The sequence below is a fragment of the Modestobacter sp. KNN46-3 genome (assembly GCF_011039295.1).
In genome coordinates, this window is sequence record NZ_JAAKGN010000013.1 from 33,600 (window position 1) to 55,685 (window position 22,086).

General features: G+C 73.5%; 21 protein-coding genes and 1 riboswitch. Of the genes, 10 read left to right on the forward strand and 11 right to left on the reverse strand.

The features are described 5' to 3' along the window. A complete protein-coding gene (locus G5C62_RS05570) occupies window positions 1–1,674 on the reverse strand; it encodes a bifunctional 3'-5' exonuclease/DNA polymerase (protein WP_164700222.1) in 1,674 nt (557 codons plus the stop codon). Between the two features lie 35 nt (window positions 1,675–1,709). Beyond that, the gene (locus G5C62_RS05575) at window positions 1,710–1,928 is read right to left on the reverse strand and encodes a hypothetical protein (protein WP_036333872.1); all 219 of its coding nucleotides are present in this window, start codon (window positions 1,926–1,928) and stop codon (window positions 1,710–1,712) included. Window positions 1,929–2,052: 124 nt separating this feature from the next. Here G5C62_RS05575 and G5C62_RS05580 point away from each other — a divergent pair, with 124 nt between their 5' ends. After that, window positions 2,053–2,763, forward strand: coding sequence for a hemerythrin domain-containing protein (locus G5C62_RS05580; RefSeq protein ID WP_164700223.1), 711 nt, complete (start codon window positions 2,053–2,055; stop codon window positions 2,761–2,763). Between the two features lie 77 nt (window positions 2,764–2,840). Continuing rightward, window positions 2,841–3,590, forward strand: a complete 750-nt coding sequence (locus G5C62_RS05585) for an enoyl-CoA hydratase/isomerase family protein (protein WP_164700224.1) — start codon at window positions 2,841–2,843, stop codon at window positions 3,588–3,590. Window positions 3,591–3,651: 61 nt separating this feature from the next. Here the strand turns inward: G5C62_RS05585 and G5C62_RS05590 are convergent, their stop codons facing one another. After that, window positions 3,652–4,692: a YihY/virulence factor BrkB family protein gene (locus tag G5C62_RS05590; RefSeq protein ID WP_164700225.1), complete on the reverse strand. Its 1,041-nt coding sequence runs from the start codon at window positions 4,690–4,692 to the stop codon at window positions 3,652–3,654. Window positions 4,693–4,987: 295 nt separating this feature from the next. Here G5C62_RS05590 and G5C62_RS05595 point away from each other — a divergent pair, with 295 nt between their 5' ends. Further along, window positions 4,988–5,167 (forward strand): hypothetical protein, encoded by a 180-nt coding sequence (locus G5C62_RS05595; protein WP_164700199.1) that lies wholly within the window; start codon window positions 4,988–4,990, stop codon window positions 5,165–5,167. 78 nt (window positions 5,168–5,245) lie between these two features. On the opposite strand, the gene G5C62_RS05600 is transcribed toward G5C62_RS05595, so the two are convergent. After that, the gene (locus G5C62_RS05600; protein ID WP_164700226.1) at window positions 5,246–7,039 is read right to left on the reverse strand and encodes an acyl-CoA dehydrogenase; all 1,794 of its coding nucleotides are present in this window, start codon (window positions 7,037–7,039) and stop codon (window positions 5,246–5,248) included. Window positions 7,040–7,211: 172 nt separating this feature from the next. Between G5C62_RS05600 and G5C62_RS05605 the strand changes: the two genes are divergently transcribed. The 3 genes from G5C62_RS05605 to G5C62_RS05615 all read left to right on the forward strand — a co-directional run bounded on the left by G5C62_RS05605 (window position 7,212) and on the right by G5C62_RS05615 (window position 9,275). Further along, on the forward strand, window positions 7,212–7,682 hold the full coding sequence (locus G5C62_RS05605; protein WP_164700227.1) for a hypothetical protein: 471 nt from the start codon (window positions 7,212–7,214) through the stop codon (window positions 7,680–7,682). Continuing rightward, window positions 7,679–8,854: a zinc-dependent alcohol dehydrogenase gene (locus tag G5C62_RS05610; RefSeq protein ID WP_164700228.1), complete on the forward strand. Its 1,176-nt coding sequence runs from the start codon at window positions 7,679–7,681 to the stop codon at window positions 8,852–8,854. The genes G5C62_RS05605 and G5C62_RS05610 overlap by 4 nt, the downstream gene beginning before the upstream one ends. A 30-nt stretch (window positions 8,855–8,884) precedes the next feature. Further along, window positions 8,885–8,949, forward strand: a riboswitch (guanidine-III (ykkC-III) riboswitch). 11 nt (window positions 8,950–8,960) lie between these two features. After that, window positions 8,961–9,275, forward strand: a complete 315-nt coding sequence (locus G5C62_RS05615; RefSeq protein ID WP_206330484.1) for a multidrug efflux SMR transporter — start codon at window positions 8,961–8,963, stop codon at window positions 9,273–9,275. A gap of 76 nt (window positions 9,276–9,351) precedes the next feature. Here the strand turns inward: G5C62_RS05615 and G5C62_RS05620 are convergent, their stop codons facing one another. Together G5C62_RS05620 and G5C62_RS05625 are read right to left on the reverse strand one after the other, a co-directional pair. Then, window positions 9,352–11,232: an MDR family MFS transporter gene (locus G5C62_RS05620; RefSeq protein ID WP_164700229.1), complete on the reverse strand. Its 1,881-nt coding sequence runs from the start codon at window positions 11,230–11,232 to the stop codon at window positions 9,352–9,354. Then, window positions 11,229–11,747 carry a MarR family winged helix-turn-helix transcriptional regulator gene (locus tag G5C62_RS05625; protein ID WP_164700230.1) on the reverse strand — a complete coding sequence of 173 codons (519 nt, stop codon included), beginning with the start codon at window positions 11,745–11,747 and terminating at the stop codon, window positions 11,229–11,231. The genes G5C62_RS05620 and G5C62_RS05625 overlap by 4 nt, the downstream gene beginning before the upstream one ends. A gap of 192 nt (window positions 11,748–11,939) precedes the next feature. Here G5C62_RS05625 and hrpA point away from each other — a divergent pair, with 192 nt between their 5' ends. Further along, window positions 11,940–15,938 (forward strand): ATP-dependent RNA helicase HrpA, encoded by a 3,999-nt coding sequence (gene hrpA, locus G5C62_RS05630; RefSeq protein WP_164700231.1) that lies wholly within the window; start codon window positions 11,940–11,942, stop codon window positions 15,936–15,938. Between the two features lie 23 nt (window positions 15,939–15,961). Here hrpA and G5C62_RS05635 read toward each other — a convergent pair whose 3' ends face one another. Continuing rightward, window positions 15,962–16,324 carry a hypothetical protein gene (locus G5C62_RS05635; protein WP_036333861.1) on the reverse strand — a complete coding sequence of 121 codons (363 nt, stop codon included), beginning with the start codon at window positions 16,322–16,324 and terminating at the stop codon, window positions 15,962–15,964. 181 nt (window positions 16,325–16,505) lie between these two features. Here G5C62_RS05635 and G5C62_RS05640 point away from each other — a divergent pair, with 181 nt between their 5' ends. Further along, the gene (locus G5C62_RS05640) at window positions 16,506–16,919 is read left to right on the forward strand and encodes an ATP-binding protein (RefSeq protein WP_241175718.1); all 414 of its coding nucleotides are present in this window, start codon (window positions 16,506–16,508) and stop codon (window positions 16,917–16,919) included. Between the two features lie 75 nt (window positions 16,920–16,994). After that, on the forward strand, window positions 16,995–17,177 hold the full coding sequence (locus G5C62_RS05645; protein ID WP_036333859.1) for a hypothetical protein: 183 nt from the start codon (window positions 16,995–16,997) through the stop codon (window positions 17,175–17,177). Here G5C62_RS05645 and G5C62_RS05650 read toward each other — a convergent pair. After that, entirely contained in the window at window positions 17,174–18,394 is a 1,221-nt protein-coding gene (locus G5C62_RS05650; protein ID WP_206330485.1) for an MFS transporter, read from the reverse strand. The two genes, G5C62_RS05645 and G5C62_RS05650, sit on opposite strands and share 4 nt — an antisense overlap. 43 nt (window positions 18,395–18,437) lie before the next feature. Beyond that, entirely contained in the window at window positions 18,438–19,754 is a 1,317-nt protein-coding gene (locus G5C62_RS05655) for a sulfate adenylyltransferase subunit 1 (protein WP_052090739.1), read from the reverse strand. A gap of 92 nt (window positions 19,755–19,846) precedes the next feature. On the opposite strand from G5C62_RS05655, the gene G5C62_RS05660 reads away from it, so the two are divergent. Continuing rightward, window positions 19,847–20,170, forward strand: coding sequence for a hypothetical protein (locus G5C62_RS05660; protein ID WP_231557984.1), 324 nt, complete (start codon window positions 19,847–19,849; stop codon window positions 20,168–20,170). On the opposite strand, the gene cysD is transcribed toward G5C62_RS05660, so the two are convergent. Together cysD and G5C62_RS05670 are read right to left on the reverse strand one after the other, a co-directional pair. Further along, window positions 20,161–21,063 (reverse strand): sulfate adenylyltransferase subunit CysD, encoded by a 903-nt coding sequence (gene cysD / locus G5C62_RS05665; RefSeq protein ID WP_206330487.1) that lies wholly within the window; start codon window positions 21,061–21,063, stop codon window positions 20,161–20,163. The genes G5C62_RS05660 and cysD overlap by 10 nt on opposite strands. Window positions 21,064–21,203: 140 nt before the next feature. Then, window positions 21,204–21,923: a PaaI family thioesterase gene (locus G5C62_RS05670; protein WP_164700234.1), complete on the reverse strand. Its 720-nt coding sequence runs from the start codon at window positions 21,921–21,923 to the stop codon at window positions 21,204–21,206. Between the last annotated feature and the right edge of the window lie 163 nt (window positions 21,924–22,086).

The window sequence follows — 22,086 nt, forward strand, 5'->3', positions numbered from 1 at the left end:
TCAGTCGGCGTCGGCCCAGGACTCGACGACCGAGACGTCGAGCGGGAAGTCGACCGGGAACGAGCCGAACAGCAGCCGGCCGGCCTCCGCCGCGGCCTGGTGCACCGCCGCGGTCACCTCGTCGGCGAGGTCGGCGGGGGTGTGCACCACGACCTCGTCGTGCAGGAAGAACACCAGGTGCGGGCGGTCGGTGAGCCCGCCGGCGTCCCCGAGCTGCCAGAGCCGGTTGCGCAGGTCGGCCAGCCAGCACAGCGCCCACTCCGCACCCGTGCCCTGGACGACGAAGTTGCGGGTGAACCGGCCCCACGCGCGACGGTCGCGGGCCCGGTCCTCCGGCGACACATCGTCATCTGACGGTTCCAGGGAGCGCTCGGCCCACGCGCCGGTCGGCGGGGGAGAGCCGCGTCCGAGCAGGGTGTGCACGACCTCGCCCCGCTCGCCGGCCCGGGCGGCCTCCTCGACCAGGCCGATGGCCCGCGGGTAACGGCGCGCCAGCCGAGGGAGCATCCGCCCGCTCTCGCCCCGGGTGCCGCCGTACATCGCGCCGAGCATGCCCAGCTTCGCGTCGCTGCGGCTCGGCACGGCGCCGCTGTCGACCATCGCCTGGTACAGGTCCGCCGCACGGGCGGTCTCGGCCATCGCCGTGTCGCCGCTCATCCCGGCGAGCACCCGTGGTTCCAGCTGGGAGACGTCCGCAACGACGAACCGCCAGCCGGCGTCGGCGACGGCCGCCGGCCGGATCTGCACCGGCACCGACAGCGCGCCTCCGCCGGAGGACGCCCACCGGCCGGTCACGACCCCACCGGGCAGGTAGGTGGGGCGGAACCGGCCGTCGCGCACCCAGCTGTCCAGCCAGGCCCAGCCGTTCGCCGCGAGCAGCCGGGCCAGCTTCTTGTACTCCAGCAGGGGCGGGATGCCGGGGTGGTCCAGCTGCTCCAGCGTCCAGGACCGGGTGTCGGCCACCGGCAGCCCGGCGGTCTGCAGCGCCCGCAGCAGCTCGCCGGGGGAGTCCGGGTTCAGCTGCGGCGCCCCCAAGGCCGTGCGGATCTCCGGCACCAGCCGTTCCAGCTCCGCCGGCCGCTGCCCCCGCAGTGGCCGTGGGCCCATCAGCTCGGTCAGCAGCCGGTCGTGGACGTCGGCGCGCCAGGGCAGCCCGGCGTGCGTCATCTCCGCGGCCACCAGCGCACCCGAGGACTCCGCGGCGAGCAGCAGGGCCAGCCGGCCGCGGTGCGGCGATGCGGCCAGGGCCGCCTGCTGCCGGCCGTGCTCGGCGCCCGGGTCGAGCCGGTCGGCCAGGTCGTCGAGGGCGAAGAGGGCGTGGTCCTCGGCAGCGACCGGCGCGAGCGCGTCCCAAGCCGCGGCGTCGTCCCCGGCGAGGAACGCCTGGTCGACGAAAGGGGAGTGGCGCAGCAGCGCCCGGCTCAACCGCAGGTCGGAGCAGCGCTCGACCCGCACCCCGGCCGCCAGCAGCCCCGGGTACCAGCGGGTGGTGTCGTCCCAGACCCAGCGGGTCCGTGCGCGCTGCCGGACGAACCCGGGCAGCTCCTCCTCCGGGAGCCGCACCGGTGCACCGGCGCCGGCGAGGGCATGCGCCTCCACCTGACCGGGCGCCGGGCGGACCAGCAGCACCCGCTCCGGGACGCCGCCGTCCTGGACCGGACTGCCCGAGGTCACCGCGGCAGTGTGCTGGACGGGTACGACGCGATCGCTCAGCTGCCGTGCTGGCAGGCCGGGCAGAGTCCGGTGTCGTCCGGCACGTCCTCCACCGGCACCACCTGGACGTACGCGCCGCACAGGGCCGGCACGTCCTCGTGCGACTCCAGTGCCGGACGCCCGACGGCCGCGTCGACCGCGTGCAGCGGCCCGGCCAGCTTCTCGCCCACCGGGTCCTCCGCCGTCCGCCGGGCCCGCCCGATCACGTTCGCCATGTCCTCCACTCTCCCTCACCTGCGGCTGGCGGGCTCGGCCGGCGCATGGGACGGACCGGTCCCGGGCAGGGACCAGGAGCGTCCCAGCCCCGGACGCCGCACCGCCGCACGCCAGGAGTCCCCGATGCCCCGATCGATCGCCGACCAGACCGTCGAGGAGCTCGGCGGGCCGGGCAGCGTCCTCGCCCGCCAGCGGGACGACCACGAGCAGCTGGACCGGCTGCTGCACGAGCTGGACGGCACCACCGGCACCGAGCAGGCGCAGCTGCTGCGCCGGATCGACCGGCTGGTCTTCAGCCACGCCTTCGCCGAGGAGACCGTGCTCTGGCCGGTGATCCGGCGGGTGCTGCCCGATGGTGACGCGCTGACCCGCCAAGTCGAGGAGGAGCACCAGGAGGTCAACGAACTGGTCAGCGAGCTGGAGACCCTCCCGCACGACGACCCGCGCCGGGCTGCCGCGCTGTCCCGCCTGGTGGAGGTGCTGCGCGAGGACGTCCGGGACGAGGAGGACGTGCTGTTCCCCCGCCTGCAGGAGGCCCTGGACGCCGACGCGCTGCGCCGGCTCGGCCGGCAGTGGCAGCTGGCCCGGCTGGTCTCGCCGACCCGGCCGCACCCGACGGTGTCCCGCCGTCCACCGGGCAACGCCCTCTCCGGGCTGCCGCTGACCGTGCTCGACCGCACCCGCGACCTGGTCGACGCGGGCGTGCAGCACGCCCCCGCCCGGATCGCCCCGGCCGGCCAGGCGGTCAGCCGCGGGCTGGCCACGGTCGCTGGCTGGGTGGAGCGGGTGCCGCTGGCCCGCCGCGGTGACGACGGCCAGTCGACCAGCCGATGAGAGACGTCGCCGGCCTCGTGGTCTGATCGCAGGGACACGGTCGGCACCGCCGCCGGCCGACGACGCGAGGGAGTCGCATGTCCGGCAGCTCAGGCGAGGTCCAGCTCGAGGTCACCGACGGCGTCGCCGTCGTCACGCTCAACGCCCCGGAACGCCGCAACGCGCTCACCCCCGCGATGGCGGCCGAGCTGATCGCGACGTTCGACGAGGTCGACGGCCGGGACGACGTCGGCGCCCTCCTGGTGCAGGCGGTCGGGAAGTCGTTCTGCGCCGGCGGGGACGTGCAGACCCTGACCGACGCCGGCCGCGACCCGGCGGCGCCCGAGGCCTACGCCGGGATGGGGGCCATCTACGACTCCTTCTACCGGCTCGGCCAGGTGCGGGTCCCGACGATCGCCGCCGTCCGCGGCTCGGCGGTGGGCGCCGGGATGAACATGCTGCTCGCCGCCGACCTGCGGATCGTCGCCCGGGACGCCCGGCTGATCTGCGGCTTCCTCAAGCGCGGCATCCACCCCGGCGGCGGGCACTTCGTGCTGCTGTCCCGGCTGATCGGGCGCGAGGCGGCCGCAGCAATGGCGCTGTTCGGCGAGGAGCTGGACGGCGAGGCAGCGGTGCGGCTCGGCCTGGCCTGGGAGACCCACGACGACGACGCCGTCGAGGGCCGCGCCCGGGAGCTGGCCGCCCGGGTGGCCCGGGACCCGGCCCTGGCCCGGCTGGCGGTCGGCAACTTCCGCAAGGAGACCGGCCCGCCCGGGGTCAGCTGGGAGATCGCCACCCAGTTCGAGCGGCCCGCCCAGATGTGGTCGATGCGCCGGCCGACCGACTGAGGACGCACGACGGCCCCCGGTCCAGCTGGACCGGGGGCCGTCGTGGACCCGCAGGGTGCGATCAGGTGGTCTGCTGACGCTTCGGCTCGTCCCGGGCGTCCAGCTGGATCTCCTTCTCCGCGCGCGGCACGCCGTCCTTCAGCTCCTTGCTCCGCTCCACCTCGGAGTCGAGCTCGATGCCGAACAGCAGCGCCAGGTTGATCAGCCAGAACCAGATCAGGAAGATCACCACGCCGGCCAGCGCCCCGTAGGTGGCGTTGTAGCTGCTGAAGTTCGCCACGTAGAAGGCGAACAGCGCGGAGGCGACGACCGCCACCAGGATGGCCACGCCGGCGCCGGGGCTGACGAACCTGAACCCGCGCAGCTCGGCGTTCGGGGTGGCGTAGTAGAGGACGGCGATCATCAGCGCCAGCAGCACCAGGATGACCGGCCACTTCACCCAGGTCCACACGGTCAGCGCGGTGTCGCCCAGGCCGATCGCCTGGCCGACGGCGTCGACCACCGGGCCGCTGAGCACCAGCATCGCAAGGATCAGCGCGGCGAACAGGATGCCGATCAGCGTGACCAGCAGCTGCAGCGGCTTGAGCTTCCAGATCTTGCGGCCCTCGCGGGTCTCGTAGACCACGTTCGCCGCCCGGGTGAAGGCGCCGACGTAGCCCGACGCCGTCCAGATGGCACCCAGCAGGCCGAGGACCAGACCCAAGCCGGCCGCGGTGGGGCTGCCGGCGACCTGCTCGATCACCGGGTTCAGCGTGTCCGCCGCAGACTCCGGCACGACCTCGGTGAGCGCGGTGGTGAGCTGCTCCGGATCGGTGAGCAGACCGACGATCGACGCCAGGGCGGTCAGGGCAGGGAACAGGGCCAGCACGCCGTAGTACGTCAGGCTGGCCGCCCAGTCGGTCAGCCCGTCCTCGCTGAACTCCTTGGCCGTGCGCTTCAGGGTCGCGCCGGTGCCCGTGTCGGTGTCTGCACCGGTGGGCGCGAAGTCGGCCCGCTCGTGCGTGATGTTGTCGTCCCCGGGAGCGATGTCCCGCTCCGGGTCGTGCTGCGCAGTGTCGCTGCGCGCCCCCTCGCGGGGGTCGCGCGCACTGGCTCCGGCCATTCGTGGCCTCCGGGGTGTGGCGCCGTCATTGTCGAGCGGTGGGTGCCCCGGCCCGGCCCCCGGCACTCCTCCGGCGGGAGAGAATCCGACACCGGGCGGTCCCGGGTGCCGCGACGGCCGCCCTCGGCGGCTGGTCGGTCCACCCCCCACGGCCCGTGCGAGCAGCGTCACAACTCATTCGGGTGAATTCCGGGTGTCCAGGGGTTCGGAGCGCGCCGGACCGGGCAGTGGACGCCGGACGGAAGTCGCCGGGCGCGTCCCGGCGAGTCTCGAAGAGAAGCATGGAGAGCTACAGATGGTGTTCTGGCCGGCACTGAGCCTGATCGGGTTCCTGGTCCTGACGGCCCTGGTGATCGCGATGGGCACGCAGTCCACGGCGCGGTACGAGGCGGAGAAGCGCGCAGCCTCCGGTGCGCGCGGACGGCACGCGACCGGGGAGCACCGGTCCAAGTTGTCGGCGAACGCCGTCTCCTGACCTGGCCGGCGCCCGACCGGCGCCGATGAACTGCCCGACCACGGCGGTCCTCCTCCCGGAGGGCCGCCGTCGTCGCGTTCAGTACCAGGCGCTGCGCATCTCCAGCACCGTGGTGTCCAGCGACGCCAGCAGGGCCAGCTGCGGGCCCACCTTGGGCAGCTCCCAGCGCTGGAAGTAGCGCGCGGCCTGGCGCTTGCCGGTGTAGAAGTCGCCGTCGCGGCCCTCGGTGGCCAGGGCCTGCTCCAGCCACAGCCAGCCGACGACGACGTGGCCGGCCGCCTCCAGGTAGACGCTGGCGTTGGCCAGCGCCACCTGCGGGTCGCCCTGGCCCCACAGGGTCGCGGTGACCGCGCCGAGCTGCTGCACCAGGCCGTCGAGCTGCTCGCCCAGGTCGGCCCACTGCGTGCCGGCCGCCCGGGCGGTGGTCGCCGCGATCGTCTCGCCCAGCAGGCTCAGGCCCGCCCCGCCGGACATGACGACCTTGCGGCCCAGCAGGTCCAGCGCCTGGACGCCGTGGGTGCCCTCGTGGATCGGGTTGAGCCGGTTGTCCCGGTAGAACTGCTCCACCGGGTAGTCGCGGGTGTACCCGTAGCCGCCGTGCACCTGGATGGCCAGGTCGTCGGCGGCCAGGCACCACTGCGAGGGCCAGCTCTTGGCGACCGGGGTGAGCATCTCCAGCAGCAGGTGCGCCCGCTGCCGGTCGGCCTCGTCCTCGGCGGTGCGTTCCTCGTCGACCAGTCGGGCGCAGTACAGGCCCAGCGCCAGCCCGCCCTCGACGTAGGACTTGCCGGCCAGCAGCATCCGCCGCACGTCCGGGTGCTCGATGATCGGCACCGGCGGCGTCGCCGGGTCCTTGCCGGACAGCGGCCGGCCCTGGGTGCGGTCGCGGGCGTAGTCGACGGCGTGCAGGTACCCGGTGTAGCCCAGCCCGGTGGCGCCCATCCCGACGCCGATCCGCGCCTCGTTCATCATGTGGAACATGTAGGTCAGTCCGCGGTGCTGCTCGCCGACCAGGAAGCCGACGGCGCCGGGCTGCCCGCCGGGGGTGTGCACGCCCTCGCCGAAGTTCAGCAGGGTGTTCGTCGTCCCGCGGTAGCCCATCTTGTGGTTCAGGCCGGCCAGCACGACGTCGTTCCGCTCGCCGAGCGACCCGTCCTCGCCGACCAGGAACTTGGGCACGATGAACAGTGAGATGCCCTTCACCCCGGCCGGGCCCCCGGGCACCTTGGCCAGCACCAGGTGGACGATGTTCTCGGTCAGCTCGTGGTCCCCGGCCGAGATCCACATCTTGTTGCCGGTCAGCCGGTAGCTGCCGTCGTCGGCGCGGACGGCGCGGGTGGTGATGTCGGCCAGCGACGACCCGGCCTGCGGCTCCGACAGCGCCATCGTGCCGAACCAGCGACCCTCGGCCATCGGCGGCACGTAGGTCTGCACCTGCTCCGGCGTGCCGTGGGCGACCAGCAGGTTCGCGTTGGCCATCGTCAGGAACGGATAGGCCGAGGTGCCGATGTTGGCGGCCTGGAACCACACGTGCACCGCCTGGTTCACCACCGCCGGCAACTGGAGCCCACCGAGCTCCTCGGGCAGCGCGGCGGCGGTCATCCCCGCCTCGGCGAAGACCCGCAGCGCCGCCGCCACCTCCGGGATCAGCACGACCTTGCCGTCGACGACGTGCGGCTCGTTCTCGTCGGCCTTGCGGTTGTGCGGGGCGAACTGCTCGGTGGCGATCTGCTCGGCCAGCTCCAGGACGGCGTCGAACGTCTCCCGCGAGTGCTCGGCGAACCGCTCCCGCTTGGTCAGGGTCTCGACCTGCAGCCACTCGTGCAGCAGGAACTCGAGGTCACGGGGGGACAGGACGAGCGACGAGCGCACGGGGGCTCCTTGACGACGGCGGTGTCGGCGGGGCGGATGGTCGACCCCCTGCCAGGTTAGGCGTCCGCCGGTGGTCGCCGATGGTGCTCGGTGACCAGCCTTCGGCGGTCGGCGTGCAGCGTGTCGCACTGTCCGGGGTTGGGCGCCCGACGGGCCCGGGTAGGGCCGCGCCATGCCCCTACCCAAGTTCCTGAGCCAGGTGGCCGGTCTGGCCACCCAGGCCGGCAGTGGTGCGCTCTCGCAGCTCCAGCACGTCCGCATCCCCGGCATCGGTCAGGCGTCGGTGACCGACGACCCCGACACGGCCGCCCGGCGCTGGCGGGCCGTCACCGTGCTCACCGACCCCGACGAGCTGCGGACGGCGACGCCGGCGCCGCTGGTGCGGTTCGGCGACCGGGTGGAGGTCCGGGTGACCCCGGCCCCGGGCGAGCGCGGAGCCGAGCTGGCCGCCCGCTTCCGTGAACCGGTGGGCGAGGACGAGGTCGGCGAGCTCCGCGCAGCGCTGCGGGAGGCCAAGCAGCGGATCGAGACCGGCGAGGTGCTCCGGAACGAGCCGCAGCCGCACGGTCACCGCAAGCAGACCCCGCAGGGCGGGGTCCTCGACGGGATGGTCGAGCGAGCACCGAAGGAGGGCGTGCTGTGAAGGCCGCGACCTGGACCGGCGTCAACGAGGTCTCCGTCGAGGAGGTGCCCGAGCCGCAGCTGCTCAACGACCACGACGTGATCCTGAAGGTCACGCAGTCGGTGACCTGCGGGTCGGACCTGCACCTGCTGGGTGGCTACATCCCCTTCATGCGGGCCGGCGACGTGCTGGGCCACGAGTTCATCGGCGAGATCGTCGAGGTCGGGTCAGCGGTGCGGCACCGCAAGGTCGGCGACCGGGTGGTCGGCGCCCCGTTCGCCGCCTGCGGGAACTGCTGGTACTGCAAGCAGGAGCAGTACTCGCTCTGCGACAACGGCAACGCGAACCCGGGGATCACCGAGGGCCTGTGGGGGCAGAGCCCCGGCGGCTGCCTCGGCTACTCCCACGCCATGGGCGGCTACGCCGGCAGCCACGCGGAGTACATCCGCGTGCCCTACGCCGACGTCGGCACCTTCGTCGTCCCCGAGGGCATCTCCGACACCCGGGCGCTGTTCGCCTCCGACGCGGCCTCGACCGGCTGGATGGGCGCCGACCTGGCCGGCACGAAGCCCGGCGACGTCGTGGCCGTGTGGGGCGCTGGCGGCGTCGGCCAGATGGCGGCCCGGGCCGCGATGCTGCTCGGCGCGGAGCAGGTGGTCGTCGTCGACCGCTTCCCCGAGCGGCTGCAGCAGGTCCGGGAGCACGTGGGCGCCGAGACCATCGACTACTCGAGCACCGACGTCCTCGCCGAGCTGCGCGAACGGACCGGTGGCCGCGGGCCCGACGTCTGCATCGAGGCGGTCGGCATGGAGGCGCACAGCTCCGGCGCCGCAGGGGTCTACGACCAGGTCAAGCAGCAGCTGCGGCTGCAGACCGACCGGCCCACCGCCCTCCGGGAGGCGGTCATGGCCTGCCGCAAGGGCGGGAGCATCTTCACCCTCGGGGTCTTCGCCGCGATGGTGGACAAGTTCCCGCTGGGTGCGTTGATGAACAAGGGCATCACCCTCCGCGGGGCACAGGTGCACGCCCAGCGCTACATCCCCGAGCTGCTCGAGCGGATGGAGCGGGGCGAGCTGACCACCGAGCACCTGGCCACCCACGTCCTGCCGCTGAGCGAGGCGCCCCGCGGCTACCAGATGTTCAAGGACAAGGAGGACGGCTGCGTGCGCGCCGTCTTCACCCCCGGCAGCTGACGAGCCCGTCCCCGGCCGTGCCAGGCTGGGGGCGAGCCCGGCACCGGGCTCCCGGACGAGCACGCCGTACCCGGACAGCGACAAGACGGCGTACCAGGAGGCCCCGGTGTACTGGCTCGTCCTCGTCCTCTCCGGCGTGCTCGAAGCCGTCTGGGCCACCGCCCTCGGCCGGTCGGAGGGGTTCACCCGGCTGGCGCCGACCGTCGTCTTCGCGGTCGGCCTCGCCGGGAGCATGGCCGGGCTGGCCTACGCGATGCGCGGCCTGCCCATCGGCACCGCGTACGCCGTCTGGGTCGGCATCGGTGCGGCGCTGACCGCCGGCTGGGCGATGTGGTCGGGGGAGGAGCCGGTCTCCGTCGTCCGCGTGCTGTTGCTGGCCGGGATCGTCGGCTGCGTCGTCGGGCTCAAGCTCACCCACTGACCGCCCTGCACGTACTACGGGCGCTGTGCACGTGCCGCAGCACGTGCACAGCGCCCGTAGTCGGTGTGACGAGCGGTCAGCGCCGGTCGCGCGCCCCGTCGGGCAGGTGGTCGGCCGGGACGCTGTCCAGCCCGGTCGGCTGGTCCGCGGCCGCCTCGTGCCGACCCCCGGCGGACGTCGGCGCACCCACCCCGTCGTCGTCCAGACGCCGGTCGGTGCGGTCGGCGTCGTCGACCGGCGGCTCCACCGACGTCGGCGCCGCGACCCCGGCCGCGTGCGCCGCTGCCGTGTTCGGGTCGTCGGTGACCTCCCGGGCGCCGGCCTGCTGGGCCTGGATGCCGGACTGGGTCCGCAGCTCCAGCTGGGGCAGGAAGAGCAGCACGAAGAAGCCCAGCGCGACCACGCCGGCGGCGATCAGGAACACCATGTCGATCGAGTCGGCGAAACCGGCCTTGAACGGCAGGGCGACGGCGCTGGGCAGCTCCTGGATGAAGGAGGTGCCCGACAGGTCGGCCGCGTTGCCGGCTGCCGCCTGCAGCTGCGGGGCCAGTGCCGGGTCGGCGGCAGCGGCGGCGGAGACCTCGTTGCCGATGTCGGTGGGCAGCCGGGTGAACAGCACGGAGAGGAAGACCGCCGTCCCCAGGGTGCCGCCCATCTGCCGGAAGAACGTCACCGACGAGGTGGCGACGCCGATCTCCCGCGGGCTGACCGCGTTCTGCACCGCCAGGATGACCGGCTGGAAGTTGAAGCCCAGGCCCAGCCCCATCAGCGTCATGAAGGGGAACATCGCCCACACCGAGGTGTCCGCGCCGACGATGACCGACAGCGACACCAGTGCGGTGACGATGAAGACCACGCCGACCAGTGGGAACGGCTTGTACACGCTGGTCCGGGCGATGACCTGGCCGGCGATGATCGAGCCGGCCATGATCCCCATGACCAGCGGGATCATCTGCAGCCCGGCCTGGGTGGGGCTGGAGCCGAGCACGATCTGCAGATACTGGGGCAGCAGCAGGATGCCGCCGAACATGCCGGCGCCCAGCACGATGCTGCTGAGGCTGGTCACCGCGAACGTCCGGTTGGCGAACATCCGCAACGGCAGCAGCGCGTCGTCCTCGTAGACCCGTTCGGCGAGCACGAAGAGCACGAAGCCGACGGCGGAGAGGGCGTAGCAGACCAGCGCGCCGGTGCTGTCCCAGCCCCAGGTGCGGCCCTGCTCGGCGACGATCAGCAGCGGCACCAGGAAGGTGATCAGGGCCAGGGCGCCGGGGAAGTCGATGCGGTGCTCGCGCTTGGTGTGCGGCAGGTGCAGCACCTTGAAGACGACGGCGAACGCGAGGATGCCGAGCGGCACGTTGACGTAGAAGATCCACCGCCAGCCGGTGATGCCCAGGATCGCGGACTGGCCGGCGAAGAAGCCGCCGATCACCGGGCCGAGCACGCTGGAGGTGCCGAAGACGGCCATGAAGTACCCCTGGTACTTCGAGCGCTCCCGCGGCGGCACGATGTCGGCGATGATCGCCAGCGCCAGGGACATCAGCCCACCGGCACCGATGCCCTGGATCGCCCGGTAGACGGCCAGCTGGTACATCGTGTCGGCCAGACCGCAGAGCATCGAGCCGATGACGAAGACGGCGATCGCGAACAGGTAGAACGGCCGGCGGCCGTACATGTCGCTCAACTTGCCGTAGAGCGGCGTGGTGATCGTCGAGGTGATCAGGAACGCGGTGGTCGCCCACGCCTGCAGGTCGTAGCCGTCCAGGTCGTCGGCGATCGTGCGGATCGCCGTGGACACCACGGTCTGGTCCAGCGCGGCGAGGAACATGCCGAGCAGGAGGCCGCCCAGGATCGTCATGATCTGGCGGTGGGTGAACACCCCGGTGGCGTCGGGCGCCGCCGCGGCGGCCCGGGCGTTGCGGCGTTCGGCGCCCGTCGCGCGGTCGCTGGTCTGGGTCATCGGTCCTTCTTCTTCTCGCTGTCGTCTCCGGCGCTGCCAGCAGGGGCGCCGGGGGTCGGGAGGTGGTCGGTGAGGTCCTGGACGAACCGCTGCAGCGCGGCGGTGAAGGAGTCGAGCTCGGCCGGGGTCCAGCCGGCGGTGGCCTGCGCCAGGTGGGCGTTGCGCTCCTCGCGCAGCCGCTCCAGGGCGGCCTCGCCGGCGGGAGTCACGATGAGCCGGCTGGCCCGGCCGTCCCGCTCGTCGGCGACCCGGCGCACCAGCCCCTGGTCGACGAGCAGGGTGACGTGCCGGCTGACCGTCGAGGGGTCGGCGTGCACCATCTCGGCGAGCGCGCCCTGCCGGAGCGGGCCCAGCCGGGTCAGTGGGAACAGCAGCACGTGCGCCGCCCGCTCCCGGGCGTCGGGGCCGGAGTCGTCGGTGGCCAGTGCCTTGAGCGCGTGCATCACCCGCATCAGGCGGCCGAGCTCGTCGCCGAGGGCCACCCTCTGGTCCGGGTGGCGGGCAAGGTCGGTCATCAGTGCTCCGGGGGATCGCGGCGGGTCTGCGCAGCGCGACGGTGCGCCGGAGGAACCGTTGCACCGTACAATCCGTTGCGCGATGCACGCAACCAGTTGCAAGCTGCACGGAGTGTGACGCCTGCGACCGTGGCCGGGGAGGTGAGACCCTGGGTGGTCGTCCCCCCTCTCCAAGGAACTGCGAGCACCCCCGTGACCACCCCGCACGACGACCTCCGGTCCCGGCTGTCCGCACTCACCCTCGCCGACGAGCACCGGCTCCGCCGACGGCTCGACGGCACCCGGCGCACCAAGGACCCGGCCGCCCGGGCTCGCCAGCACGAGCAGATCGCCGCGGACGTCGCCGCCGCCGAGGAGCGCATCGCCCGCCGTCGCGCCGCCGTCCCGGTGGTCAGCTACCCGGAGGAGCTGCCGGTCAGCCAGCGCCGCGAGGACATCGCCGCCGCGCTCCGCGACTCCCAGGTGGTCGTGGTGGCCGGCGAGACCGGCTCGGGCAAGACCACCCAGCTGCCGAAGATCCTGCTCGAGCTGGGCCGCGGGGTGCGCGGTCGGATCGGGCACACCCAGCCGCGGCGGCTGGCCGCCCGCACGGTGGCCGAGCGGATCGCCGAGGAGATCGGCTCCCCGCTGGGCGAGACCGTCGGCTGGAAGGTCCGGTTCACCGACGAGGTCGGCGACAAGACCCTGGTCAAGCTGATGACCGACGGCGTCCTGCTGGCCGAGGTGCAGCGCGACCGGATGCTGCGCCAGTACGACACGATCATCATCGACGAGGCCCACGAGCGGAGCCTCAACATCGACTTCCTGCTGGGCTACCTGGCCCGGCTGCTGCCCCGCCGTCCGGACCTGAAGCTGGTCATCACCTCGGCGACCATCGACGTCGACCGGATCGCCAAGCACTTCTCCGGCCACTCCCACCACCAAAATGGCCATTTTGGTGGTGGCGAGCGGGACGGCGCAGAGGTGCCGGTGGTCGAGGTCAGCGGGCGGACCTACCCGGTCGAGGTGCGCTACCGGCCGGTGATCGACCCGGACGACCCCGAGGCCGACCCGGACCGGGACCAGGTCTCGGCGATCGTCGACGCCTGCGCCGAGCTGGTCGCCGAGGGGCCGGGCGACGTGCTGGTCTTCCTGGCCGGTGAGCGCGAGATCCGGGACACCGCCGAGGCGCTGGGTGGGACGACGGAGCGCAACGGCACGCCCATCGACGTCCTGCCGCTCTACTCGCGGCTGTCGGCCGCAGACCAGCACAAGGTCTTCCAGGCGCACACCGGCCGCCGGATCGTGCTGGCCACCAACGTCGCCGAGACGTCACTGACGGTGCCGGGCATCAAGTACGTCGTCGACCCGGGCACCGCGCGGATCTCCCGGTACAGCCATCGGACGAAGGTGCAGCGGCTGCCGATCGAGTCGGTCAGCCAGGCCTCGGCCCGGCAGCGCTCCGGCCGGTGCGGGCGCACCAGCGAGGGCATCGCGATCCGGCTGTACACCGAGGACGACTTCGACGCACGGCCGGAGTACACCGACCCGGAGATCCTGCGCACCAACCTGGCCTCGGTGCTGCTGCAGATGGCCTCGCTCGACCTGGGCGACATCGCCGACTTCCCGTTCATCGACCCCCCGGACCGCCGGGCGGTCGCCGACGGTCTCGCCCTGCTGCAGGAGCTCGGCGCCCTCGACGGCGACGGGAAGCTCACCGAGACCGGGCGGGCGCTGGCCGCCCTGCCGCTGGACCCTCGGATCGCCCGGATGGTCGTGGAGGCCGACCGGCGCGGGGTGCTGGAGGAGGTGCTGGTCATCGCCGCCGGCCTCACCGTGCAGGACGTGCGGGAGCGCCCGGCCGAACACCAACAGGCCGCCGACGAGCTGCACAAGCGGTTCGCCGACGAGAACTCCGACTTCCTCGCCCTGCTGAACCTGTGGAGCTACCTGGCGGAGCGGGCCGAGGTGCTGTCCGGCAACCAGTTCCGGCGGACCGTGAAGAAGGAGTTCCTGCACTACCTGCGGATCCGGGAGTGGCAGGACCTGCACGGTCAGCTGCGCAGCACCGCCCGCCGGCTGGGCATGACCACCGGCTCGCTGGCCCCGGCGCCCGACGAGCGTGGTGTCACCGCGTCGCTGCTGGCCGGGCTGCTCTCCCAGGTCGGGATGCAGGCCGAGCCGGTCAAGGACCGCAGCGGCAAGCCCGGCCGGCCGGGCCGGGAGTACCTGGGCACCCGCAACACCCGGTTCGTGATCGCCCCGGGCACGCCGCTGGCCAAGAAGCCGCCGCGCTGGGTGGTCGCCGCCGAGCTGGTCGAGACCAGCCGGCTCTTCGCCCGCACCGTGGCCCGGGTGGAGCCGGAGGTGGTCGAGCGGCTGGCCGACCACCTGGTGAACCGGCAGTACAGCGAGCCGCGGTGGGACGCGAAGCGCGGCTCGGTCGTCGCCACCGAGCGGGTCACCCTCTACGGCCTGCCGCTGGTGGTGGGCCGGCGGGTGCAGTACGGCTCGATCGACCCGGTCGTCTCCCGCGAGCTGTTCATCCGGCACGCCCTGGTGCAGGGCGAGTGGACGACGCACCACAGGTTCTGGGCGGCGAACCAGGCCGCGATCGAGCGGGTCGCCGAGCTGGAGGAGCGGGCTCGCCGCCGGGACATCCGGGTGGACGACGAGACGGTGTTCGAGCTCTACGACGCCCGGGTGCCCGCCGACGTCGTCTCGACCCGGCACTTCGACCGCTGGTGGAAGGAGGCCCGGCGGACCCAGCCGGACCTGCTGACCTTCACCCCGGAGATGCTCACCAACGCCGCGGCCGCCGGGCAGGTGCAGGCCGAGGACTACCCGGACGAGGTGCGGCTGACCCAGGGGCTGACCCTGCCGCTGTCCTACGCGTTCGCCCCGGGAGCGGCCGAGGACGGCGTCACCGTCGACGTCCCGCTGGGCGTCCTGGACACCCTGGCCGCGACCTCCGGGGAGTCGTTGGCGTTCACCGTGCCCGGGCAGCGGGCGGAGCTGGTCACCGAGCTGCTGCGCTCCCTGCCCAAGCAGCTGCGCCGCGGCCTCGTGCCCATCCCCGACCGGGTGCGTGAGGTGCTGCCGCACATCGACCCCACCGAGCCGCTGCTGCCGGCGCTGGAGCGCGAACTGCGCCGGGCCACCTCGGTCGTCATCCCGCCCGACGCCTGGCAGCCGGCCGAGGTGCCCGCCCACCTGCGGGCGACCTTCCGGGTGCTCGACGACCAGCAGCGTCCGCTGGCCCAGGGCAAGGACCTGACCGCGCTGCGCGCCGAGGTGGCACCGCACGCCCGGGCCAGCCTGGCGCGGGCGGCCTCCACCTACGAGCGCACCGGCCAGACCAGCTGGACCTTCGGGGACCTGCCGGCGACCGTGGAGGTGCAGCGCGGCGGCCACGTGGTCACCGCGTACCCGGCGCTGGTCGACGAGGGCGCGACGGTCGGCGTCCGGGTGGTGGCCACCCAGGCCGAGGCGATCCGGCTGGGCTGGTGCGGCGCGCGGCGGCTGCTGGTGCTGGTCGCCGGGGCACCGGTCAAGCAGGTGGTCAAGGGGCTGGGCCCGCGCAGCCGGCTGGCGCTGCAGTTCAACCCGGACGGCGAGATCCCCGACCTGGTGGCCGACTGCGTGGACGCGGCGGCCGACGAGCTCATCGCCGCGGGCGGCGGCCCGCCGCGCACCGAGGCGGCGTTCACCGCGCTGGTCGCCTCTGCGCGGGAGCAGTTGCTGCCGCTGACCTCCGACGCCGTCCGCCGGGTGGAGGCGGTGCTGACCCAGGCGCGCGAGGTCGCCATCGCCATCGGTGCCGCACCGGGACGCCGGGTGCCGGAGGCGGCGATCGCCGACCTGCGCGCCCAGATGGGCGGGCTGCTGCACCGCGGGTTCGTCGCCACCGCCGGCCGGCGCCGGCTGCCGGACCTCGTGCGGTACCTGACGGCCATGGCCCACCGGCTGGAGAAGCTGCCGGCGAACGCCGCTCGCGACGAGCTGTGGACGGCGCAGGTCGCCGCGGTGACGGCGGAGTACGCGCAGCTGCGTGCGGCCGCGCCGCCGAGCGGGGCGCCGGACGACCCGGTCACCCGGGTGCGCTGGATGATCGAGGAGCTCCGGGTGGGGCTGTTCGCGCAGACCGTCGGCACCCCCCGGCCGATCTCCGAGCAGCGGGTCTACAAGGCGATCGACGCCATCAGCGTGTGACGGCCCCGCCAGGGCCGTGGGGGTCAGGCGGGGTCGTTGGCCTCGCGGAGCAGGGCGGAGATCCGTTGGCGGGTCACGCCGAACATCGCGGCGATCCGGTTGATGCTCACGTCCTCGGCCTGCAGGGCGGCCGCCTGCTCCCGCCGCCAGGCGTGCCCGGCGGTGGAGAGGGCGCCGAGCACGGTGCTGATCCGCTCCACGATCAGCGGACGCGCCTCCGAGCCGACGACGTCCTGCCAGGGCAGGCCGGACGCCCGGGCCGCGAGGAGCGCCTCGGCCCGCGCCTTCGCCTGCTCCAGCTGGGCGGTGCAGGCGTCCAGCTCGGTGAGCAGGGTGCGCAAGGCGCGGGTGGCGTCGTCCTCGAACGGTCCGCCGGTCTCGGTCACGCCATCACCTCCTCGGGCATCGGTACGGACCGTTCGGCCCATCAGTTCAGTTGCACACTACTGGACTGAACGGTTATTGCATGCAACGACCATGACATGCAATGGGCGTTGCGTTTCGGCGTGCTCGATGGGATGGTGGTGCACCTGCCGGTTGCGTACAACCGGAGCTCTGCCTGCCGAGATGAGACCCGTGTCCTCCTTCACCGCGAGCATCGACCTGCCGCCCCGGGCGAGCAGCGTCCCGCTGGCCCGGCGTCTCGTCCGCGACGTGTTGCGCACCTGGCGCGCACCGCAGGACCCGGAGGACGCGGAGCTGCTGGTCACCGAGCTGGTGGCCAACGTCGTGGACCACGCCGGCGGTGACGTGCTGACGCTGGAGCTCAGCCTGGCCGGTGCCTGGCTGCGGGTCGGTGTGCTGGACGGCTCCGCGGTGGTGCCGGTGATCAGGGAGATGTCGCACACCGAGGAGCGGGGCCGGGGGATGCAACTGGTCGCTGCCATCGCGGAACGCTGGGGCTGCGAAGAGCACCGCGGCGGCAAGCGCGTGTGGTTCGAGCTGTCGCCCGCCGGCGTTGGGGAGCCCGCCGAGCCCTGACCGCCGCTGGTTTGCCGCCCCGGCGGGACGGGGACGGTCCGGGGGACCGCGACCGTCAGACGAAGGAGTCGTCGCATGAGTGAGCCGACCAGCCACACCGAGCCCGCCGGACAGGGCCTGTCCGACGAGGAGATGGTGGAGACCGTCGCCGGGCAGACCGACAGCGCCTCCGAGAACGCCGACGAGGCCGGCAGGGACTGGAACGGCGAGGCCGCGGACGCCCCGCAGCCGGACGCCGCGACCGACCCGACGGCCTAGTCCGGCCGCGACGCCGTCCTCGCCCCTCCCGGGTCCAGGACGGCGTCGCGCGCGGCACCCCAGCCGGCCCAGACCATCGGGGCCAGCAGCGCGATCAGCAGCACCAGGGGCCAGGTCCACCCGGTCGTGGCGTCGTGCAGCGCCCCCAGCACCACCGGCCCGGTCGAGGCGACCAGGTACCCCAGGCACTGGGCCACGCCACCCAGCCGGGCGGCCACCAGCGGGCTCGGGCTGCGCAGCACGATGAGCGTGAGGGCCAGGGCGAACCCGCCGCCCTGGGCCACGCCGAACACGGCCACCCAGACCAACGTGCCGCTGGCCGGGGCGAGCAGCAGCCCGCCGAGCCCGACGGCGTACGCGGTCAGCACGCCGGCCACCAGTGGCCGCTGGTCCGGCATCCGCCCGGCCGCTGCCGGCACCAGCAGTGCCCCGAGGGCGCCGGTGACGTTGGAGGCCGCCAGCAGCAGCCCACCTTCCCGGACCGGCACCCCGGCGTCGGCCAGCAGGGTGGGCAGCCAGGCGGCGAAGGAGTAGAACTGCACGCTCTGCAGGCCGAGGTAGGCGGTCACCTGCCGGGCCAGCGGCTGCCGCAGCAGCGACCACGAGCCGGCCTGCGGCGGCGCCGTCCGGGTGCCGCGCACCCCCGCCACCGGCAGCCAGAGCGCCAGGGCCGCGAGGGCGAGCACCAGCCAGGAGGCGAGCGCCACCCGCCACTCCAGCCCCAGTGCCGCGCCGATCGGCACGGTGAGCCCCGCGGCGGCGGCCGCGCCGATGTTCAGCGACGCTGAGTAGGCGCCCATCACCGCGCCGGGCCGGGTGAACTCCCGTTTGACGTAGGCCGGCATCAGCACGTTCGCGATGGCGATCGCCGCGCCGGCCACCAGGCTGCCGGCGTACAGGAGCGCGACCGGTGGCAGCAGCCGCAGGGCGATGCCACCGGCCAGCAGCACGAGCGAGGCGGCCACCGCCGTCTCCAGCCCGATCCGGCGGGCCAGCCGGGGGGCGAGCGGGGCGAAGGCACCGAAGCAGAGCACCGGGAGCGCGGTCAGCAGGCCGGCCAGCGCGCTGCTCAGGCCGGTGTCCGCACGCAGGGCGCCCAGCAGCGGGGCCACCGCGACGACGGCCGGTCGCTGGTTCAGCGCCACGACGACGATCGCCGCGACCAGCAGCAGCACCGCGCCCCGCGAGCGGACCCGCGGTGCGGCGACGTCGGTCACCGCCGCACGACCCCGCCCCGGGGAGGACGGGGTCCTGCGGCCATCAGCCGGCGGGGGTGAGCATCCCGGCGCCGACGGTGGCGTTGGTCGCCTCGTCGATCAGGATGAAGCGGCCGGTCACCCGGTTGCGGTGGTAGTCGTCGACGAACAGCGGCTGGGTGGTGCGCAGCCGCACCCGGCCGATGTCGTTGAGACCCAGCCCGGTCGCGTCGGTCTCCCGGTGCAGCGTGTTGACGTCCAGCCGGTACTGCAGCTCCTTGACCATCGCGCGCACCGTGCGGGTGGTGTGCTTGACGGCCAGCCGCATCCGCGGGGTCAACGGGGCATCGGCCATCCAGCAGACCAGCGCGTCGAGGTCCTGGGTGACCTGCGGGGCGTTGTGCGGGCGGCAGATCATGTCGCCGCGGGAGACGTCGAGGTCGTCGGCCAGCCGCACGGTCACCGACATGGGCGGGAAGGCCGCCTCCACCGGGCCGTTCGGCCCGTCGATCGCGGTGATCGTGGTGGTCAGCCCGCTGGGCAGCACCTGCACCTCGTCGCCGGGGCGCAGCACGCCGGCGCCGACCCGGCCGGCGTAGCCGCGGTAGTCGTGGAAGGCGTCGGACTGCGGCCGGATCACGTACTGGACCGGGAACCGGGTGTCGACGAGGTTCCGGTCGCTGGCCACGTGCACGTGCTCCAAGTGGTGCAGCAGCGAGGTGCCCTCGTACCAGGGCATGTTCGTGGACCGGGTCACCACGTTGTCGCCCTGCAGCGCGGAGATCGGGACGACCGTGAGGTCGGGGACCTCGAGCTTGGTGGCGAAGGCGGTGAACTCGTCGCGGATGCCCTCGAAGACGTCCTCCGACCAGTCGACCAGGTCCATCTTGTTCACCGCGACCACCAGGTGCGGCACCCGGAGCAGAGAGGCCAGGAAGGCGTGCCGGCGGCTCTGTTCGACCATGCCCTTGCGGGCGTCGACCAGCACGATCGCCAGGTCGGCGGTCGAGGCGCCGGTGACCATGTTGCGGGTGTACTGCACGTGCCCGGGGGTGTCGGCGAGGATGAACGTGCGCCGCGGGGTGCTGAAGTAGCGATAGGCGACGTCGATCGTGATGCCCTGCTCGCGCTCGGCGCGCAGCCCGTCGGTGAGCAGCGCCAGGTCGACGTAGTCGCCCCGGCTGGCCCGCTCGATCGCGGCGTACTGGTCCTCGAACACGGCCTTGCTGTCGTACAGCAGGCGGCCGATCAGCGTGCTCTTGCCGTCGTCGACGGAGCCGGCGGTGGCGATGCGCAAGATGTCCTTGCGGGCGTGCGCGATCTCCGCGGCTGCCTCGGCGGCGGCGGAGTGGACGTCGATGGGTGCCTCGGCGGAGGTCATCGGGCGGCCTCTTCCCTGTCTCGTCGGAGGTCTCGCTGGCGGGGGGCTCCGTGGAGGCGGACGCTGGGCACCACGTCCACGGAGAGGTGACGGTGTTCGTCTTCGCTGCCGCAGTGCCCGCGCTGATGGTCGTGCTGCTGGGTTACGTCGTCGGCTACGTCGTCACCGAGTGGGCCAGCGGGCTGATCGGCGCGGCGTTCGGGGCGCCGCTGGGCCCGGGCGTGCCCGAGGTGGTCGGCTGGCTGACCGGGCTGGTGCTCCTGGGCGTCGTCGTCCGGGTGCTGGTCGACCGCCGCCGGCGCATGCGGCGGTCGCTGCGCCGGGCCCGCGTCCAGGGGCGGCAGGCCCAGGTCGAGCGGCTGGAGGCCGCGTTGGCCGCGCGTGCTCGCCGCCATCAGGACCGCCATCAGAAGTAGCCCTCCTTCTTGCGGTCCTCCATGGCGGCGTCGCTGACCTTGTCGTCACCGCGGGTGGCGCCGCGCTCGGTCAGCCGGGTCACCGCGATCTCGGCGATGACCTCCTCGATGCTGGTGGCCGTCGAGCGGACGGCCGCGGTCAGGTTCGCATCGCCGACGGTGCGGTACCGGACGCTCTCGCGCAGCACCTGCTCGCCGTCCCGGGGCGTGATGAACTCGTTGACCGCGTAGAGCATCCCCTGACGGTCGACGACGTCCCGTTCCCGCGCCAGGTACAGCGGCGGGATCGCGATCTCCTCCTGGAGGACGTAACCCCAGATGTCCAGCTCGGTCCAGTTCGACAGCGGGAACACCCGGATCGACTCGCCGAGGTGGGTACGGCCGTTGTAGAGGTCCCAGAGCTCGGGGCGCTGGTTCTTCGGGTCCCACTGGCCGAACTCGTCGCGGAAGGAGAACATCCGCTCCTTGGCCCGGGCCTTGTCCTCGTCGCGCCTCGCGCCGCCGAAGAGCGCGGTGAAGCCGTGCTGCTCCACGGCGTCCAGCAGCACCGGGGTCTGGATCCGGTTGCGCGACCCGTTGGGCTCCTGACGCACCGTGCCGGCGGCGATGGCGTCGGGCACCGAGGCGACCACCAGCTCCACGCCCAGCTCGGCGACCCGCTTGTCCCGGAACTCCAGGACCTCGGGGAAGTTCAGCCCGGTGTCGACGTGCATCACCGGGAAGGGGATGCGGGCCGGTGCGAACGCCTTGCGGGCGAGCTCGAGCATGACGATCGAGTCCTTGCCGCCGGAGAAGAGCAGCACCGGCCGCTCGGACTCGGCTGCCACCTCGCGGATCACGTGGACGGACTCGGCCTCCAGCGTCTGCAGCTGGGTGAGCCGGTGGTCGGCGATGGACACGCTGTCGAGCTCCCGGGGACGACGGCAGACGTCGCCGGCCGGCGACGCGATCAGTGGGGCAACCCCATCGACGTGATGGGGATTCCCGGCACCAGTGTCCGGCATGGCGCCCTCGGGCCCGGCGGCCGGTCGGCTCAGCCGGTGGCGCCGGGCTGCTCGACGACCGCGGTCGCGTCCCCGGGGCGGCCGGGCGGGGTCGACCGGCCGGACGCGTCGGTGATGGCGGAGAAGTAGGCAGCGGCCTGCTCCGGCCGGGGCGTCACGAACACCCCGCGCGCCTCCACCAGCGGCTGGTCCGGGGCCGCGGCCAGCGCGATCGTCCCGAAGACCGTGCTCCGGCGGCCGGCGTTCTCGCGGACCGCCGCCCGCAGCACCAGTGCCGTCTCCAGGGGTACCGGACGGCGGTAGTCCAGCTCCAGCCGCGCCGTCATGCCCCAGAGCCCGGCCGCGATCGCCGCGGAGCCGAGCAGCTGGTCCATCATCAGCGCGCTGATCCCGCCGTGCACGTAGCTCGGTGGGCCCTCGTAGGCCAGCCCCAGCGCCACCTCGGTGACCACGCCGTCGTCCTCGCGCCGGATGACCAGGGGCGGGGCCAGCGGGTTCCCGACGCCGCTGACCGGGTTGAAGACCCGGCGCGCCTGCCCCGGGTCGTCGAGCGCCGGCAGCTGGTCGCGGCTGCGTCGGGCGGCCGACAGCCGGGCGGTGACCTGCCGGACGGCGACGGCCGCCGACCGCAGCTCGGCAGCCGGGACCGTCGTCGTCACCGCGGTGCCGACCAGCTCGCGCAGGGCGCTGCCCAGGTCGGTGACGGCTGCCAGCAGCTCGGCCTCGGTCGCGGTCCCCTCGATCGTCACCCGTGGATCAGACCAGGTGGTCCGATGGCCGGGGCAGGAGGGGGCCGGGCGCCTGGTCCGCAGGCGGGGCGGCTGGAGCTGGACTACCGACGTCCGGTACCCCTGGAGACGGCACTGGTTCTGCGGGCGGCGGCACGCCAAAACCCCGGCCGCCGGACCCCGG